Here is a 15,506-nt window from a genome sequence, read left to right as displayed (position 1 = left end):
GACCTGGGTGGTGCAGGCCACGGTGCTGGCGCGCGGGCCACTGTCGGCCGAGGCCACGCAGGTTTTCTGGGAGGGCTTGCGCTTTGCGCCTTGAGCCCGCTGGCCGCAAAAGACCGCACCGATGCGCGGGGCAGGGCAGGTGCGGGCGCTTTGTTGATAATGGCCGCCTCTGCGCGGCAGGCGCCTGGTCCAGCCGGTCGGGTGTTGCCGGGTGTCGCGTCCGGTGCCGGGCGCTGTTTCAGTTGCTTTGGATCACCTCATGCCCGGTCTCCTGATCATTGCCCATGCGCCGCTGGCGTCGGCGTTGTATGGTGTGGCCGCGCATGTCTATCCCGACGGCCTGACCGGGCTGGCGGCGCTGGACGTGCCGCCGGATTGGCCCGTCGAACGGGTCGAGCAGGCGGCCCGCGAGGCGCTGGCCAGCGTGCGAGATCCGCAAGCGCTGATCCTGACCGATGTTTTTGGCGCCACGCCTTGCAACGTGGCGCAGCGCCTTGCCGACGGCAACGAGGTTCGCTTGGTCACCGGTGTCAACGTGCCGATGATGTGGCGCGCCTTGAGTTACCTGCGCGAGCCGGTGGATTCGCTGGTCACCCGCGCGGTGGCGGGCGGCACCCAGGGCGTGATGCAGGTGGCCGCGCAGCGACCCCAGAACCAGACCCAATCTTCACGACTGCATGATCAAGACCACGCTCACCATCAGCAATAAGCTGGGCCTGCATGCCCGCGCCTCGGCCAAGCTGACCAAGCTGGCCAGTGGCTTTCAATGCGAGGTGTTCATGAGCCGCAATGGCCGGCGCGTCAATGCCAAGAGCATCATGGGCGTGATGATGCTGGCCGCCGGGCTGGGCGCAGAGGTGGAGCTCGAAACCGAGGGCGCTGACGAGCAGGCGGCCTCGCTTGCCATTGCTGCGCTGATCGCCGACAAGTTCGGCGAAGGTCAATAGGGCAAAAGCTGGCCCTCACGGCCGGCTGTTGCCATCCAAGCTTGCCAGCTTGGCTTCAGATCGAGCCGAGGAAGTGGCGGCGGTAGCGGCTGGGCAGGTCCTGCAGGCGCATCAGCATGGGCAGGTCGGCGGTGTTGAAATCCGGGTCCCAGGCCGGTGCACCCAGCACTTTGGCGCCGCAGCGCAGGTAGCCTTTGATCAGGGCCGGCGCTTCCACCTCCAGCGCACGGTTCAGCTCCTGCACCGGCAAGGCCAGGCGCGGGCGCACCTGGTGCTCCAGCCCCACGAGGTGGGTCTGGCTCAGGCGGTTCCACAGGCTGGCAGCGGTGTGGCCGCCGTCGCGCATGCTGATGCTGGCGCAGCCGACCATGGTGTCCAGGCCGTTGCGGTCCATGAAGGCGGCGAGTGCGCCCCAAAGCGCCAGGATCACGCCGCCGGCACGGTGGTCCGCATGCACGCAGGAACGGCCCAGTTCGGCCATGCGCTCGCGCAGTGGGCGCAGGCGTGTCAGGTCGAACTCGGTGTCGCTGTAGTAGCCACCGGCGCGCCGCGCGGCGCCTGGCGTCAGCACCCGGTAAGTGCCAACCACCTGGCCGGGCTGGTCGCCTTCTGGCAGGCTGCGCACCAGCAGGTGCTCGCAGAAGTCATCAAACAGGTCCACGTCCAGCCCGGCGGGCGTGCCGGCCGGTGGTTGCAGGCGGGCGCCCATTTCCTCGGCGAAGACGTGGTGGCGCAGGCGCTGGGCCTCGCGCACTTCGTCCTGATTGCGGGCCCAGCTGACGGTGTACGGCGTGTCCGCCATTGCCGCTGGCGGCGCCATGGCCACGGCGGGCTGGGCGACAGGCGTGGCGGTCCGGCGGGCGCGCAGCGGCAGCATGCCGATCAGCGGGAAGGTGGGGGTCGGCAGCTCTCTCATCGGGGGCATCTCCGTGGTCATGGGGGTGATGCTCGCCAGAGGCGATGACCCGCGCATGACGCATGCATGACCGGTCGATGACGCCCCGTTTTCCCTCACTGCGCCGGAGGCGGCTGGCTGCTACATTGGTCCGCATGAGCATCCAGGTTTTTGGTCTGCCAGTGTCTCGCGGTGTCGCCATCGGGCGCGCCGTGCTGGTGGCATCCAGTCGGGTCGACGTGGCCCATTACTTCATCGACCCGGCCGATGCCGAGCGCGAGTACGAACGCTTGCGCGATGCGCGCACCGAGGTGTCGGCCGAGCTGATGGCCCTCAAGCAGGAGGTGCCCGAGGAGGCGCACGCCGAGCTTGTGGCGCTGCTGGATGTGCACTTGATGATGCTGCAGGACCCGATGCTGGTGGAGTCTGCCCAGCCCTGGATTGCCACCCGGCACTACAACGCCGAATGGGCGCTGTCGGCCCAGCTGGAAGTGCTGACGCGGCAGTTCGACGAAATGGAAGACGACTACCTGCGCGAGCGCAAGGCGGACGTGGAGCAGGTGGGTGAGCGGCTGCTGAAGGCGCTGACCCGCGGCACCGGGCTGTCGCCGGGGGCGCTGGCCAATGCCGGCGCGCGCGACTTCGCTGGTGAAGATCCGCTGGTGCTGGTGGCCAACGACATTGCGCCGGCCGACATGCTGCAGTTCAAGCGCAGCGTGTTCACCGGCTTTGTCACCGACGTGGGCGGGCGCACCTCGCACACGGCCATCGTCGCGCGCAGCATGGACATCCCGGCGGTGGTCGGCGCGCGCGAGGCCAGCCGCATCGTGCGGCAGGATGACTGGGTGATCATTGACGGCGACGCCGGCATCCTGATCGTCAACCCGCCGCCGATGGTGCTGGAGGAGTACCGCTTCCGCCAGCGTCAGGTCGAACTGGAGCGGGCGCGGTTGAGCCGGCTGCGCCATACGCCGGCCGTCACGCTGGACGGGCAGACGGTGGAGCTCTTGGCCAACATCGAGCTGCCACGGGATGCATCCGCGGCGCTGGAAGCTGGCGCGGTTGGCGTGGGCCTGTTCCGCAGCGAGTTCCTGTTCATGAACCGCGCCGGGCGCCTGCCGGACGAGGACGAGCAGTTCGAGGCCTACCGCGCCGTGGTGCTGGCGATGGGTGGCATGCCGGTGACGATTCGCACGGTGGACGTGGGAGCGGACAAGCCGCTGGACCGGGCGTCCTCGCAGGAGCCGCGGCACGACCACATGCTGAATCCGGCGCTGGGGCTGCGGGCGATCCGCTGGAGCCTGTCCGAGCCGGACATGTTTTCCGAGCAGTTGCGGGCCATCCTGCGAGCCAGCGCATTTGGTCCGGTGCGCATCTTGATCCCGATGGTCGCGCACCTGTCCGAGGTGCAGTCGGTCAAGCAGTGGATGGACAGGGCGCGCGAGGAAGTGACCGCCCGGGGCCAGGCGATTGGCGAGGTGACGCTGGGTGCGATGGTGGAAGTGCCGGCAGCCGTGCTGATCCTTCCCAGCCTGCTTCGCACCTTCGACTTTGTGTCCATCGGCACCAATGACCTGATTCAGTACACGCTGGCCATTGACCGCGCCGACGAGGCGGTCGCCCACCTCTATGACCCTTGGCACCCGGCGGTGCTGCGCTTGATCGCGCAGACCATTGCCCAAGCCAATGCGATGGGCAAGGGGGTCAGCGTGTGCGGCGAGATGGCGGGCGACCCCGCCTTCACCGAATTGCTGCTCGCCATGGGGCTGCGCAGCTTCTCGATGCATCCGGCGCAGATCAGCAGCATCAAGCAGCGCGTGCTGCGCGCGGATGCGCGGACGCTGCAGCTGGCCCTGCCCGCGGTGCTGGATGCCGACCAGCCGCAGCAGGCGTGTGAAGCCGCGATGCGAACTTCTTCCAAATCTGGTGCGGAAAGGCTTGCGGTCAGTTCCAGAACGGTGCTACAGTAGAGGGCTTCGCTGCTCACAACTGATGACTGACTTCGGTGAGTTTGATGTTTTGATTTGCAGTGAAGAGGTTTGAGATTTCGACGGATTTTGGTCCGGTGAGTTTTGTTTGCCTCAGGGCGCAAAACTTGAATCGAAAAAGAAAATGAAGAATAAGCCTTGACGGCGAATTCAACAGAGTACAAAATCTCGCCTCTTCGCTGCTAACGCAAACAAAGCAAACGCAGCGAATTGATCGCAAGATCATAGCTCTTTAACAAGTAACAGCCGATAAGCGTGGGCGTTTGAGTCGAGTGCTGGTGCCGCAAGGTACCAAGTCTCTTGGACTTTAAACGCTCATGGAAGTGAAGTTCACTTCAATTCTTTGAGCAAATTCAAGATCGAACTCAAGAGTTTGATCCTGGCTCAGATTGAACGCTGGCGGCATGCCTTACACATGCAAGTCGAACGGTAACGCGGGGCAACCTGGCGACGAGTGGCGAACGGGTGAGTAAAGCATCGGAACGTGCCCAGTAGTGGGGGATAGCCCGGCGAAAGCCGGATTAATACCGCATACGACCTACGGGTGAAAGGGGGGGATCGCAAGACCTCTCGCTATTGGAGCGGCCGATGTCAGATTAGCTAGTTGGTGGGGTAAAGGCCTACCAAGGCGACGATCTGTAGCTGGTCTGAGAGGACGACCAGCCACACTGGGACTGAGACACGGCCCAGACTCCTACGGGAGGCAGCAGTGGGGAATTTTGGACAATGGACGCAAGTCTGATCCAGCCATGCCGCGTGCGGGAAGAAGGCCTTCGGGTTGTAAACCGCTTTTGTCAGGGAAGAAATCTTCTGGGTTAACACCTCGGGAGGATGACGGTACCTGAAGAATAAGCACCGGCTAACTACGTGCCAGCAGCCGCGGTAATACGTAGGGTGCGAGCGTTAATCGGAATTACTGGGCGTAAAGCGTGCGCAGGCGGTTATATAAGACAGAGGTGAAATCCCCGGGCTCAACCTGGGAACTGCCTTTGTGACTGTATAGCTTGAGTGCGGCAGAGGGGGATGGAATTCCGCGTGTAGCAGTGAAATGCGTAGATATGCGGAGGAACACCGATGGCGAAGGCAATCCCCTGGGCCTGCACTGACGCTCATGCACGAAAGCGTGGGGAGCAAACAGGATTAGATACCCTGGTAGTCCACGCCCTAAACGATGTCAACTGGTTGTTGGGAAGGTTCCTTCTCAGTAACGAAGCTAACGCGTGAAGTTGACCGCCTGGGGAGTACGGCCGCAAGGTTGAAACTCAAAGGAATTGACGGGGACCCGCACAAGCGGTGGATGATGTGGTTTAATTCGATGCAACGCGAAAAACCTTACCTACCCTTGACATGTCTGGAATCCTGAAGAGATTTGGGAGTGCTCGAAAGAGAGCCAGAACACAGGTGCTGCATGGCCGTCGTCAGCTCGTGTCGTGAGATGTTGGGTTAAGTCCCGCAACGAGCGCAACCCTTGTCATTAGTTGCTACGAAAGGGCACTCTAATGAGACTGCCGGTGACAAACCGGAGGAAGGTGGGGATGACGTCAGGTCCTCATGGCCCTTATGGGTAGGGCTACACACGTCATACAATGGCCGGTACAGAGGGCTGCCAACCCGCGAGGGGGAGCCAATCCCAGAAAACCGGTCGTAGTCCGGATCGCAGTCTGCAACTCGACTGCGTGAAGTCGGAATCGCTAGTAATCGCGGATCAGCTTGCCGCGGTGAATACGTTCCCGGGTCTTGTACACACCGCCCGTCACACCATGGGAGCGGGTTCTGCCAGAAGTAGTTAGCCTAACCGCAAGGAGGGCGATTACCACGGCAGGGTTCGTGACTGGGGTGAAGTCGTAACAAGGTAGCCGTATCGGAAGGTGCGGCTGGATCACCTCCTTTCTGGAAAATACTTCGAAAGCGATTCATGTTGCGCAAGCGATGTGAAGCGAAGAGTAGAAGTCATATGGTGCTTGATTCTTGCGCCCACACTTATCGGCTGTGAAACACACAACAGTGATGAACATGGTGAATGTGTGAGCTTGGGCAGAGCGTCAATTGGCCTCGAAGCCAAGTGAGCCTGTGCCAGGAGCCATGCGTTCCAAAGAATGCGTGGGTCTGTAGCTCAGTCGGTTAGAGCACCGTCTTGATAAGGCGGGGGTCGTTGGTTCGAATCCAACCAGACCCACCAACCATTCGAGGCGACGGTGTCGTCCGGTTCAGAGATAGACGGGGGATTAGCTCAGCTGGGAGAGCACCTGCTTTGCAAGCAGGGGGTCGTCGGTTCGATCCCGTCATCCTCCACCATCGTGACGGCCAATGCCATCTGTTCTCACTTCTGCGTCGGGTACAAACCCAAGATTCTGCTGGGATCTTGGGTTTGTCTTCGAAAGAAGGCTGTTGTTCTTTAACAATTCAAAGAGTCGAAAATCAGCGTTGTCGACGGAAAGCGGCTCAGGGGTAAAGCCTGAATCGCACCGTGCCGTCGATGACATTAGATGATTGCGTCACCAAACTTCAACTCTTTTAAAAGAGACATGAAGAACGGCATAACGTGAATACTCAAAAACCGATCGCTCTAGCGTTGAGCGATTGGGACCAGTCCTTGATCGATGTCTGAAGCATTGACATCAAAGTTATAGGGTCAAGTGACTAAGTGCATGTGGTGGATGCCTTGGCGATTACAGGCGACGAAGGACGTGATAGCCTGCGATAAGCTTCGGGGAGCTGGCAAATTAGCTTTGATCCGGAGATTTCCGAATGGGGAAACCCACCCTTAGGGGTATCGCATGATGAATACATAGTCATGCGAGGCGAACCGGGTGAACTGAAACATCTCAGTAGCTCGAGGAAAAGACATCAACCGAGATTCCGAAAGTAGTGGCGAGCGAAATCGGAACAGCCAGTGCTCTTTAGCATTCTTCTTATCAAAACGGAATGGAAAGTCCGGCCATAGTGGGTGATAGCCCCGTATGAGAAAAGTCGAATGTGGAACTAGGTGCACGACAAGTAGGGCGGGACACGTGAAATCCTGTCTGAAGATGGGGGGACCATCCTCCAAGGCTAAATACTCGTAATCGACCGATAGTGAACAAGTACCGTGAGGGAAAGGCGAAAAGAACCCCGGGAGGGGAGTGAAATAGATCCTGAAACCGCATGCATACAAAAAGTCGGAGCCGCAAGGTGACGGCGTACCTTTTGTATAATGGGTCAGCGACTTACATTCAGTGGCAAGCTTAACCGAGTAGGGAAGGCGAAGGGAAACCGAGTCCGAATAGGGCGTCTAGTCGCTGGGTGTAGACCCGAAACCAGGTGATCTATCCATGGCCAGGATGAAGGTGCGGTAACACGCACTGGAGGTCCGAACCGACTAGTGTTGCAAAACTAGCGGATGAGCTGTGGATAGGGGTGAAAGGCTAAACAAACCTGGAGATAGCTGGTTCTCTCCGAAAACTATTTAGGTAGTGCCTCAAGTATTACCATCGGGGGTAGAGCACTGTTTAGGCTAGGGGGTCATGGCGACTTACCAAACCTATGCAAACTCCGAATACCGATGAGTACAGCTTGGGAGACAGAGCACCGGGTGCTAACGTCCGGACTCAAGAGGGAAACAACCCAGACCGCCAGCTAAGGTCCCCAAAATTGGCTAAGTGGGAAACGAAGTGGGAAGGCTAAAACAGTCAGGATGTTGGCTTAGAAGCAGCCATCATTTAAAGAAAGCGTAATAGCTCACTGATCGAGTCGTCCTGCGCGGAAGATGTAACGGGGCTAAGCCAGTTACCGAAGCTGCGGGTGCATATTTATATGCGCGGTAGGAGAGCGTTCTGTAAGCCTGTGAAGGTGGGTTGTGAAGCCTGCTGGAGGTATCAGAAGTGCGAATGCTGACATGAGTAGCGTTAAAGGGGGTGAAAAGCCCCCTCGCCGAAAGCGCAAGGTTTCCTACGCAACGTTCATCGGCGTAGGGTGAGTCGGCCCCTAAGGCGAGGCAGAGATGCGTAGCTGATGGGAAACAGGTCAATATTCCTGTACCGATCTATGGTGCGATGTGGGGACGGAGAAGGTTAGCTCAGCCAACTGTTGGATATGTTGGTTCAAGCCTGTAGTCATGCCTGGTAGGCAAATCCGCCGGGCTTAGATGAGGGGTGATAACGAGTCTGCTTGCAGACGAAGTGAGTGATACCCTGCTTCCAGGAAAAGCCACTAAGCTTCAGCCATAGACGACCGTACCGCAAACCGACACTGGTGCGCGAGATGAGTATTCTAAGGCGCTTGAGAGAACTCTGGAGAAGGAACTCGGCAAATTGACACCGTAACTTCGGAAGAAGGTGTGCCTTTGGTAGGTGAACCATTGACTTGGGGAGCCGATAAAGGCCGCAGAGAATCGGTGGCTGCGACTGTTTATTAAAAACACAGCACTCTGCAAAGACGAAAGTCGACGTATAGGGTGTGACGCCTGCCCGGTGCTGGAAGATTAATTGATGGGGTGCAAGCTCTTGATCGAAGTCCCAGTAAACGGCGGCCGTAACTATAACGGTCCTAAGGTAGCGAAATTCCTTGTCGGGTAAGTTCCGACCTGCACGAATGGCGTAACGATGGCCACACTGTCTCCTCCAGAGACTCAGCGAAGTTGAAATGTTTGTGATGATGCAATCTCCCCGCGGAAAGACGGAAAGACCCCATGAACCTTTACTGTAGCTTTACATTGGACTTTGAACAGATCTGTGTAGGATAGGTGGGAGGCTTTGAAGTAGGGACGCTAGTTTCTATGGAGCCAACGTTGAAATACCACCCTGGTGTGTTTGAGGTTCTAACCTTGGTCCCTTATCGGGATTGGGGACAGTGTATGGTGGGCAGTTTGACTGGGGCGGTCTCCTCCCAAAGTGTAACGGAGGAGTTCGAAGGTACGCTAGCCACGGTCGGAAATCGTGGTGATAGTGCATTGGCATAAGCGTGCTTGACTGCGAGACTGACAAGTCGAGCAGGTACGAAAGTAGGACAAAGTGATCCGGTGGTTCTGTATGGAAGGGCCATCGCTCAACGGATAAAAGGTACTCTGGGGATAACAGGCTGATACCGCCCAAGAGTTCATATCGACGGCGGTGTTTGGCACCTCGATGTCGGCTCATCTCATCCTGGGGCTGTAGCCGGTCCCAAGGGTATGGCTGTTCGCCATTTAAAGAGGTACGTGAGCTGGGTTTAAAACGTCGTGAGACAGTTTGGTCCCTATCTTCCGTGGGCGCTGCAAGATTGAGAGAGCCTGCTCCTAGTACGAGAGGACCGGAGTGGACGCACCGCTGGTGTATCGGTTGTCATGCCAATGGCATTGCCGAGTAGCTAAGTGCGGAAGAGATAACCGCTGAAAGCATCTAAGCGGGAAACTCGTCTCAAGATGAGTCTTGCCGGGGCCTTGAGCCCCCTGAAGGGTCGTTCGAGACCAGGACGTTGATAGGCTGGGTGTGGAAGCGCAGTAATGCGTTAAGCTAACCAGTACTAATTGCCCGTGAGGCTTGACCCTATAACTTTGATGTTGATTCGGTGTAGAATCGAGATCGAATTTGGATTGGGTTGAGTATTTATAGTTTGCCGTTGTTCATGTGCATGAATGCGGTGAGCGCAATCATCTGAAAAGTTCAGCCAGGAGGTGGTTGAGCCAACGCTGATGAGTCGACTGATCCATGTGCTGCCAGGCCAAGTTGCCCGGCGGTGAGTGTGCCCGGCGCATGCTGCACATGGATCAGTCGAGTCTGTCGACTCTTTGAATTGGCCTTCTCGGCCCTGCGCTCACCCGCGCACCCGAGCCGGCAACAAGTTGAAGCCTGATGACCATAGCGAGGTGGTCCCACTCCTTCCCATCCCGAACAGGACAGTGAAACGCCTCTGCGCCGATGATAGTGCGGATTCCCGTGTGAAAGTAGGACATCGTCAGGCTACTAATACCAGAGTAAAACGCCCGGTCTTTGCCGGGCGTTTCTTCTCTGAAGAACGAACCCTCGCTACTTCGGTGCCGAGGGTTTTTTTGATTTTGAACGACTGCGCCATACGTCACGCTGTTCATGGCGGGTGACATTTCGGTTCCGTTTACTCGTGCGATAGATGATCCGCGGCAAATTGGCTGGCGAGATTGGGACGGCCGGGCAGTGACCGAGCCGGATTGTTAGACTTGCCCAAATACTTTTGGTTTAGCACCCGAGCAAGTGTCTTGCTTATCACGGGGATGTCTAGGCCCTGACTGTCTAACCATGCGCCGGCATTGATCAACGCCAGTCGTTGCCCGTTGTCGTGCTGGTCATAGGCCGAAGCGAGCACCAGCTGTGGTGTGCTTGATGCCAGTCCCTGTGCACAACTACCGATGCCACCATGGTGAATCCAGACGGCTGCCCGCGGGAGCAGATGCATCAAACTGACGGGGCCGGTGATGTGTACTTTGCTGCTCTTGGAGTTGGACGCTTCATCCCGTTGGCCGGCTTGTTCGGATCGGATCAGAACCGCGCGATATCCCAGTTGTTCGGCCGCCTGCAAGGCGAGCATGCCAAGATGGTCGGTGCTGCCGGCTGATCCACCGAAGATCACGACGGGCTTGGGCCCGGCGTCGAGGAACTCGGACAGAGCGACCGGCAGGGCCTGATCGTCCGCTTCAAAAAGTGGGAAACCGCTGTTGACCACACCGCGCCGCGCCCAGCGTTCCGGCACGCGAGCGAAGCTGGCGTCGTACAAGGCCAAGCCGCCGCCTGGTGAATGCACCCAGTCGCCGAATATGCTGCCTGGCAGCCGTTTTGCGCCAAGTGTTTGTTGCCAGCGTGTCAGCACCGGACGTGCCATCGGCTCCAGCTTCCAGCGGTCCACGCCCTTCCACAGCCATTGGCGCACCGGGGCTGGCACAAGCTTTGGCACCTGCCATGTACCAATGAACATCGGATCCTCGACGTTCCTCAGCGCGCTGGGCGCGGTATAGCCCGTCCACAAGCGCAAAGGCAGGATGTCTTGCGCAAGGCGGGCGCCGACGGCCAGTGGTGAAGCCAGCACGCGCAGCGGTTCTGCGCTGCCGTTTGCAAGCGCGCGCAATGCGTCGATCGTGGGGCCGATGGCCGGCACGCAAAGATGCCGCCACAGCACGCCAAAGCCAGCGATCGGTTGCCACAGCCGTGGATGATTCAGCGTCTTGTTGTGCGCGGCTGCGTCAACGACGGCGGTGAACTGCAGACCCGCGGCGCGTGCTGCTTGCTCGTATGGGGCCTGGCTCAGCAGATGGACTTCGTGACCTCGTTCAGCCAGCGTGCGGCCGATGGCCAGGTAGGGGTGCAGGTCGCCTGCACTGCCCAGCGTGACCATTGCGAAGCGCAGGCGGGCGGAGGGCATCAGCGCGCCGGGCTGCCAAAGCGCTGCAGATCGCGAAAGCCCTGCACTGCGGGCGCCGCCTCAAAGCGCCGATCCAGCGCGGACCCGCCGGCGGTGATCGCAAAGAAGTCGTAAAAGCCAACCCGTTCGCCGGCCATCAGGTACTGGAAATGGCAGCGGTACTTGTCGCGTTTCACCTCTCGATAGGTGGCCGCGCTGAACAGTTGCGCAAAACGCGGCGACACGCACTTTGCGCCGCCCAGATCGCCCTCGGGCGCGGTGGACAGGCCATCGAGACAGATGCCGCTCGGGTCGTGCAGTGCAAAACAGCAACCATCCGGCGGGGCGGTCACGTCCAGCCAAAAGAGTTCGGGGGCCCGCCTCAGCGTGTTGAGTTCGGCCCTGAACGCCGTCGCCTCTGGCTGGTAGCTCAACACCGGCATGCACTGGCCGAGCGTCAACAGGCTGAGGCGACTCGAGGATGGCAGTCCTGTCGCTTCGGCCATGCGCAAGGCGCGCGCGACCACGCTGACGGCCAGCATTGCGCCCGAGCTGTGTCCGACGACCAGCACCTCGTCCAAGTCCGGCCGACTGAGCACTTGGTGCAGCCGGCTGGCGAATTCGTCCAACCTGGCTTCCAGGTCCGGCGTCTGGCCGCAGGCTTGTTGCAAGATTACGGTGGCGCTGCGCATCAGCCAGGCCATCTGTGTGCGCGCCTGCAGCCAGCGCGCGGCGAAGAACAGGCTGGGCAGGCCGAACACCAGCAAGGCCAACGCGGGCCACAGGCTCGCGGTGGCGGCTTCCAGGCCCACGGCGGCCAGGAAGAGAAGCAGCAGCGCCAGCGTCACGCCGACGATCATCAGCCCCGGTGCGCTGATGGCCAGGAAGGCCGGCCAGCTGGTCTGCAGCATGCGCCACAGTGAACCGTTGGCCAACATTCGCCAGGTGGTCCGCAGCGTCATGCCGATCAGCTTGGCCTGGCCCTTTGGCCAGTGCTGGCGCACGAAATCGTCCCAGCGCAGGAATTCATAGTCCGTTTCGCAGACTTCGCCGCCCGGGTTCTGCCAGGACAGCGCCCAGGTCGCGGCATGCGCTCCCGCGCGCAGGCGTGGCCCAACGGTCAAGGTGTAGCCGCTGACCGCTGCCTGCTTGGCGGCTTCGCGCTGGTACATCGCGTGGTAGTGCGCCGGGCCTTGCGGATCGAAGCCGCCCAGGTAGAGCACATGCCGACGTCGCACCGGCCTGTTGGCCTCTGCATCTGAAGAGGACGGGGTGGACACGCGCCGCCTCAGAAGATCGTCTGCTTGTGCAGGCCCTTGGCCAGCATCAGGTCGACGATGGGTTGCTCACGCTTGTTGGCACGCTGGCAGTGGCCGCGCTGGAAACTGTCGGTGACCCAGATCACCAGCCGCGCCCACCGCCGGTGCCGCATGCGCCAGGCATGCGAGGAGACCGACTCCCAGGCGTAGCCATTGAACAGCGTGGCATTGACGAAATGGTCCAGCGCACGCACACCGGCCCGGCCGCGCTCGGTGCGGCCGAAAAAACCGACCCATACCAGCAGCAGGTAGCCGGACACCGCCAGCGGCACGATCGCCGTCATCAACACAAAACCCGCCAGCCGCTCCTTCATGCCCTCATCCCGCCTGCCACCGATGGACCTTCAACCGGATGCCATTGTCGGCTCGGATCGTCAGCCGGCCCACTGGCTGGGGCACGTGGCCCGGCACCGGCTCGAAACGGAATTCACGGGCCAGCATTGCCAGGATCAGCGAGGCCTCCTGCAGCGCAAACGCCGTGCCGATGCAGACCCGCGGCCCCATGCCAAACGGCAGGTAGGCCTTGCGCAAGGATTCGCGGGCGTGAGGACAGCCAGCGGCGACTTCCGCATCCGAGGCTTCGCGCTCGTAGCGGTCCGGATCGAAGTCATCCGGCGCCGCCCACAGCTCGCGGTGGCGCTGGATCAGCCAGGGCGAGATGACCACCGAAGCGCCGGGCTTGACCTGCTTGTCACGCATCGTGCAGCCGACCGCTGCCTGGCGTGCAAAGAAGCCGACCGGTGGGAACAGGCGCAAGGTCTCGCGGAACACATTGCGCACCAGCACCATGTCCTTGACGCGGCCGGCCGCCTCGTCGTGGTCCAGCGTCTCCACGCCCACCAGACCGGCGACGGCCTCATCGTGCATGCGCTGCTGCACCTCCGGCGCGTGCGCCAGCAGGTGCAGCGACCAGGACAGCGCGCTGGCCGAGGTTTCGTGACCCGCTAGGAACAGCATGGCGACCTGGTTCACCAACTCGTCGAAATCGAAGCCCTTACCGGTCTTCGCGTCGCGAACGCGCAGCAGTGTCGCAAGGATGTCGTCATCGGGCAGCGCGGCCGCCTCGTCGCCGGCCTTCAGCGCCATTTGATAGGCGTCGTAGCGCGGACGGATCATGCCGACCAGCAGCGAGCGGATCTCTACCGCTGCGCGGTGACTTTGGCGCTGCAGCCACCAGGGCCGCAACCAGCGCAGGCCGAAAAACGCCGGCATCATCAGTCTCGGGGCTAGCGCCTGGTAGCGCTCGAAAGCTTCGAAGACCCGGTGGGCGCTCTCGCCGTCCAGGGGCTGAGAAAGAATCGTGCGCAGGATGATGTCGGCCGCGACGTGCGTCATCTCCACTTCCAGGTCGTGTTCGCTGTCCTCGGGCACCGCGCGCAAGCGCTGCACCATCGCATCGGCCGCGTCGCGCATGCGGCCGAACACGCGCTTGACTCGCGCCGCCTCGAAGGACGGGTTCATCAGTTCGCGCTGGCGTTGCCAGACCGCGCCATTGGTCGTGAAGATGCTGTCGCCCAGCAGCGGCCGCAGCGCGTCGCCCAGCATCTCGTGCTTCGGGAAGTCGGCCGCCTGCTCGACCATGACCTGGCGCACCAGCGGCGGCTCGTTGACCATGTACAGGTCCACACCCGGCAGGTGGATCTCGCCCATCTTCATGCGGTAGCTGCGCTCATAAAGCCCGTCCAGCCAGGAGCGGCGCTTGTGGAAAAACAGCTGCCACGGCCCCGGTTTGCGGGGCGCAGGTGGTGGGTAGTGCGGGCGGAAATGGGTCATCAAAAGCGGCGAGGTCAGGAGGCGCGGGGCTTGGCCAAAGCGGCTTGCCGGTCGGCCAGCGTCAGCGGCCCGGCGGTCAGCGTCACCGGATCGTAGCCGCCCGCCCGCTCAGGTGCGTGCAGGTAGTGCATGTGCAGACGGTGGCGGTCGCGGCGGAGCTGCGCGTAGGCTTCGGGCGACATTTGTTGGTGAAAGCGCGGCGAACGGGCTTCGAGTTGCGCGGCGGCGCCATTGCCGTCCATCCAAGGCGGTATCTGGGCCATCGCAGCCCAGTCAGCCGGTGCGGTGAAGTCCCACCACACCAGCGGCGCATGCGCACGCAGCCGCACCAGCTCCTCGCGGAATTTGTCGGCCGGCAGCTGCCAGACCATCAGCGGCGTGCAGTGGCCCAGCGTCAGCAGCGCAATCTGCGGCCCACCCGGCGCGCCCAGCTCCGGCGCTTTTTGGACCGCCCGCGCCAGCACGCTGACCGCCATGATGGCGCCCACGCTGTGGCCAACGACCAGCAACTCGCGCGCGCGGCTTTGCCGCGCTTGCTGCACCAGCTCGTCGGCCAGCGCATCCAGCCGCGCCTCCATCGCCGGCACGCGGCCTTCGGCGAATGCGTTGACGAAGGCGTACAGGCGCAGCAGCCATTCGCCGTCCAGGCGTTTCTCGACGGTGCGCCACAGCGGCAGCCAAGCCGCCACGCCCAGCACTGCGGCGAGCCAGGCCGGCAGCGGCGTCAACCAGCTCAGCAGTGACATGACCAGCGCGACGCCCACTGCCGTGCCGCTGGCCACGTACAGCGGCATCTGCGCCAACTGGCGCATGTTCGGCGCATGCCGGCGCACGCGGGTCAACACGCCGTGCAACTGCGCACGCACATGCAGCTGATACAGGTCCTTCAAAGCCTGCCGCAGGTGGCGCGGCCAGTGCTGCAGCACGATGTCGTCCCAGCGCATCACCGCGTAGCGGGTCAGCCGTGTTTCCCCATCAGGCGCCTGCCAGTGCACGTCCCATTCATCGCGAATCGCCGAGGCTTCCTGGCGCGGGCCGACCTTCACCTGCTCGCTGGCTTCGGGCTGGCGCTCGCGCACCGCAGCGCGGTACAGCCGGTGGTAGTGCCGCGGGGAGCGCGGATCGAAGCCGCCGAAGAAAAAGACCTGCCGGTGCAAGGACATGCCGCCATTGTCGACGACCACGAGGCCCGTCTCAGGCAGGCAGGGCAGCGGACAAGCGCAAGGTCTCGCTGACCTGCGTCAACAGCCCGTCATCCAGC

9 protein-coding genes, 2 tRNA genes and 3 rRNA genes are annotated in these 15,506 nt (G+C 61.5%); 8 read left to right on the top strand and 6 right to left on the bottom strand.

What is annotated here, in order from left to right; all coding sequences use genetic code 11:
* The first annotated feature begins 259 nt into the window (after window positions 1-259).
* Together FKP22_RS06315 and FKP22_RS06310 are read left to right on the top strand one after the other, a co-directional pair.
* Window positions 260-709 (top strand): PTS sugar transporter subunit IIA, encoded by a 450-nt coding sequence (locus tag FKP22_RS06315; RefSeq protein ID WP_141286253.1) that lies wholly within the window; start codon window positions 260-262, stop codon window positions 707-709.
* The gene (locus FKP22_RS06310) at window positions 678-947 is read left to right on the top strand and encodes an HPr family phosphocarrier protein (protein ID WP_141286251.1); all 270 of its coding nucleotides are present in this window, start codon (window positions 678-680) and stop codon (window positions 945-947) included. The genes FKP22_RS06315 and FKP22_RS06310 overlap by 32 nt, the downstream gene beginning before the upstream one ends.
* A 55-nt stretch (window positions 948-1,002) precedes the next feature.
* Here the strand turns inward: FKP22_RS06310 and FKP22_RS06305 are convergent, their stop codons facing one another.
* On the bottom strand, window positions 1,003-1,863 hold the full coding sequence (locus FKP22_RS06305) for a GNAT family N-acetyltransferase (RefSeq protein ID WP_141286249.1): 861 nt from the start codon (window positions 1,861-1,863) through the stop codon (window positions 1,003-1,005).
* Window positions 1,864-1,997: 134 nt separating this feature from the next.
* Here FKP22_RS06305 and ptsP point away from each other — a divergent pair, with 134 nt between their 5' ends.
* The 6 genes from ptsP to rrf all read left to right on the top strand — a co-directional run bounded on the left by ptsP (window position 1,998) and on the right by rrf (window position 9,746).
* Complete coding sequence (gene ptsP / locus FKP22_RS06300; RefSeq protein WP_141286247.1) at window positions 1,998-3,812, top strand: phosphoenolpyruvate--protein phosphotransferase; 1,815 nt, start codon at window positions 1,998-2,000, stop codon at window positions 3,810-3,812.
* A 379-nt stretch (window positions 3,813-4,191) separates the two neighbouring features.
* A 16S ribosomal RNA gene (locus tag FKP22_RS06290) occupies window positions 4,192-5,720 on the top strand.
* A 212-nt stretch (window positions 5,721-5,932) separates the two neighbouring features.
* Window positions 5,933-6,009 (top strand) — tRNA-Ile (locus FKP22_RS06285).
* Window positions 6,010-6,049: 40 nt separating this feature from the next.
* Window positions 6,050-6,125, top strand: a tRNA-Ala gene (locus tag FKP22_RS06280).
* A gap of 335 nt (window positions 6,126-6,460) precedes the next feature.
* A 23S ribosomal RNA gene (locus tag FKP22_RS06275) occupies window positions 6,461-9,333 on the top strand.
* 300 nt (window positions 9,334-9,633) lie between these two features.
* A 5S ribosomal RNA gene (gene rrf, locus FKP22_RS06270) occupies window positions 9,634-9,746 on the top strand.
* The 16S, 23S and 5S rRNA genes sit together here with 2 tRNA genes alongside, the layout of an rRNA operon.
* A gap of 150 nt (window positions 9,747-9,896) precedes the next feature.
* Here rrf and FKP22_RS06265 read toward each other — a convergent pair.
* From FKP22_RS06265 to FKP22_RS06245, 5 genes are read right to left on the bottom strand one after another with little or no spacing between them, the layout of a single operon-like run.
* On the bottom strand, window positions 9,897-11,174 hold the full coding sequence (locus FKP22_RS06265; protein WP_141286245.1) for a glycosyltransferase: 1,278 nt from the start codon (window positions 11,172-11,174) through the stop codon (window positions 9,897-9,899).
* Window positions 11,174-12,433, bottom strand: a complete 1,260-nt coding sequence (locus FKP22_RS06260) for a hypothetical protein (protein WP_141286243.1) — start codon at window positions 12,431-12,433, stop codon at window positions 11,174-11,176. The genes FKP22_RS06265 and FKP22_RS06260 overlap by 1 nt, the downstream gene beginning before the upstream one ends.
* An 8-nt stretch (window positions 12,434-12,441) precedes the next feature.
* Window positions 12,442-12,786 carry a hypothetical protein gene (locus FKP22_RS06255; RefSeq protein ID WP_141286241.1) on the bottom strand — a complete coding sequence of 115 codons (345 nt, stop codon included), beginning with the start codon at window positions 12,784-12,786 and terminating at the stop codon, window positions 12,442-12,444.
* Window positions 12,787-12,790: 4 nt separating this feature from the next.
* Window positions 12,791-14,245 carry a cytochrome P450 gene (locus tag FKP22_RS06250; protein WP_141286239.1) on the bottom strand — a complete coding sequence of 485 codons (1,455 nt, stop codon included), beginning with the start codon at window positions 14,243-14,245 and terminating at the stop codon, window positions 12,791-12,793.
* 14 nt (window positions 14,246-14,259) lie between these two features.
* Window positions 14,260-15,429 (bottom strand): hypothetical protein, encoded by a 1,170-nt coding sequence (locus FKP22_RS06245; RefSeq protein ID WP_170200776.1) that lies wholly within the window; start codon window positions 15,427-15,429, stop codon window positions 14,260-14,262.
* Window positions 15,430-15,506 lie beyond the last annotated feature (77 nt).

Source organism: Ideonella azotifigens, assembly GCF_006519715.1.
Classification (GTDB): Bacteria; Pseudomonadota; Gammaproteobacteria; order Burkholderiales; family Burkholderiaceae_C; genus Ideonella; species Ideonella azotifigens.
This window is presented reverse-complemented; position numbering and strand designations above follow the sequence as displayed.

Excerpts from the sequence above, each read along its gene's own strand:
- FKP22_RS06315 (WP_141286253.1), top strand. The coding sequence starts at position 260 with ATGCCCGGTCTCCTGATCATTGCCCATGCGCCGCTGGCGTCGGCGTTG.
- FKP22_RS06310 (WP_141286251.1), top strand. The coding sequence starts at position 678 with ATGATCAAGACCACGCTCACCATCAGCAATAAGCTGGGCCTGCATGCC.
- FKP22_RS06305 (WP_141286249.1), bottom strand. The coding sequence starts at position 1,863 with ATGAGAGAGCTGCCGACCCCCACCTTCCCGCTGATCGGCATGCTGCCG.
- ptsP (WP_141286247.1), top strand. The coding sequence starts at position 1,998 with ATGAGCATCCAGGTTTTTGGTCTGCCAGTGTCTCGCGGTGTCGCCATC.
- FKP22_RS06265 (WP_141286245.1), bottom strand. The coding sequence starts at position 11,174 with ATGCCCTCCGCCCGCCTGCGCTTCGCAATGGTCACGCTGGGCAGTGCA.
- FKP22_RS06255 (WP_141286241.1), bottom strand. The coding sequence starts at position 12,786 with ATGAAGGAGCGGCTGGCGGGTTTTGTGTTGATGACGGCGATCGTGCCG.
- FKP22_RS06250 (WP_141286239.1), bottom strand. The coding sequence starts at position 14,245 with ATGACCCATTTCCGCCCGCACTACCCACCACCTGCGCCCCGCAAACCG.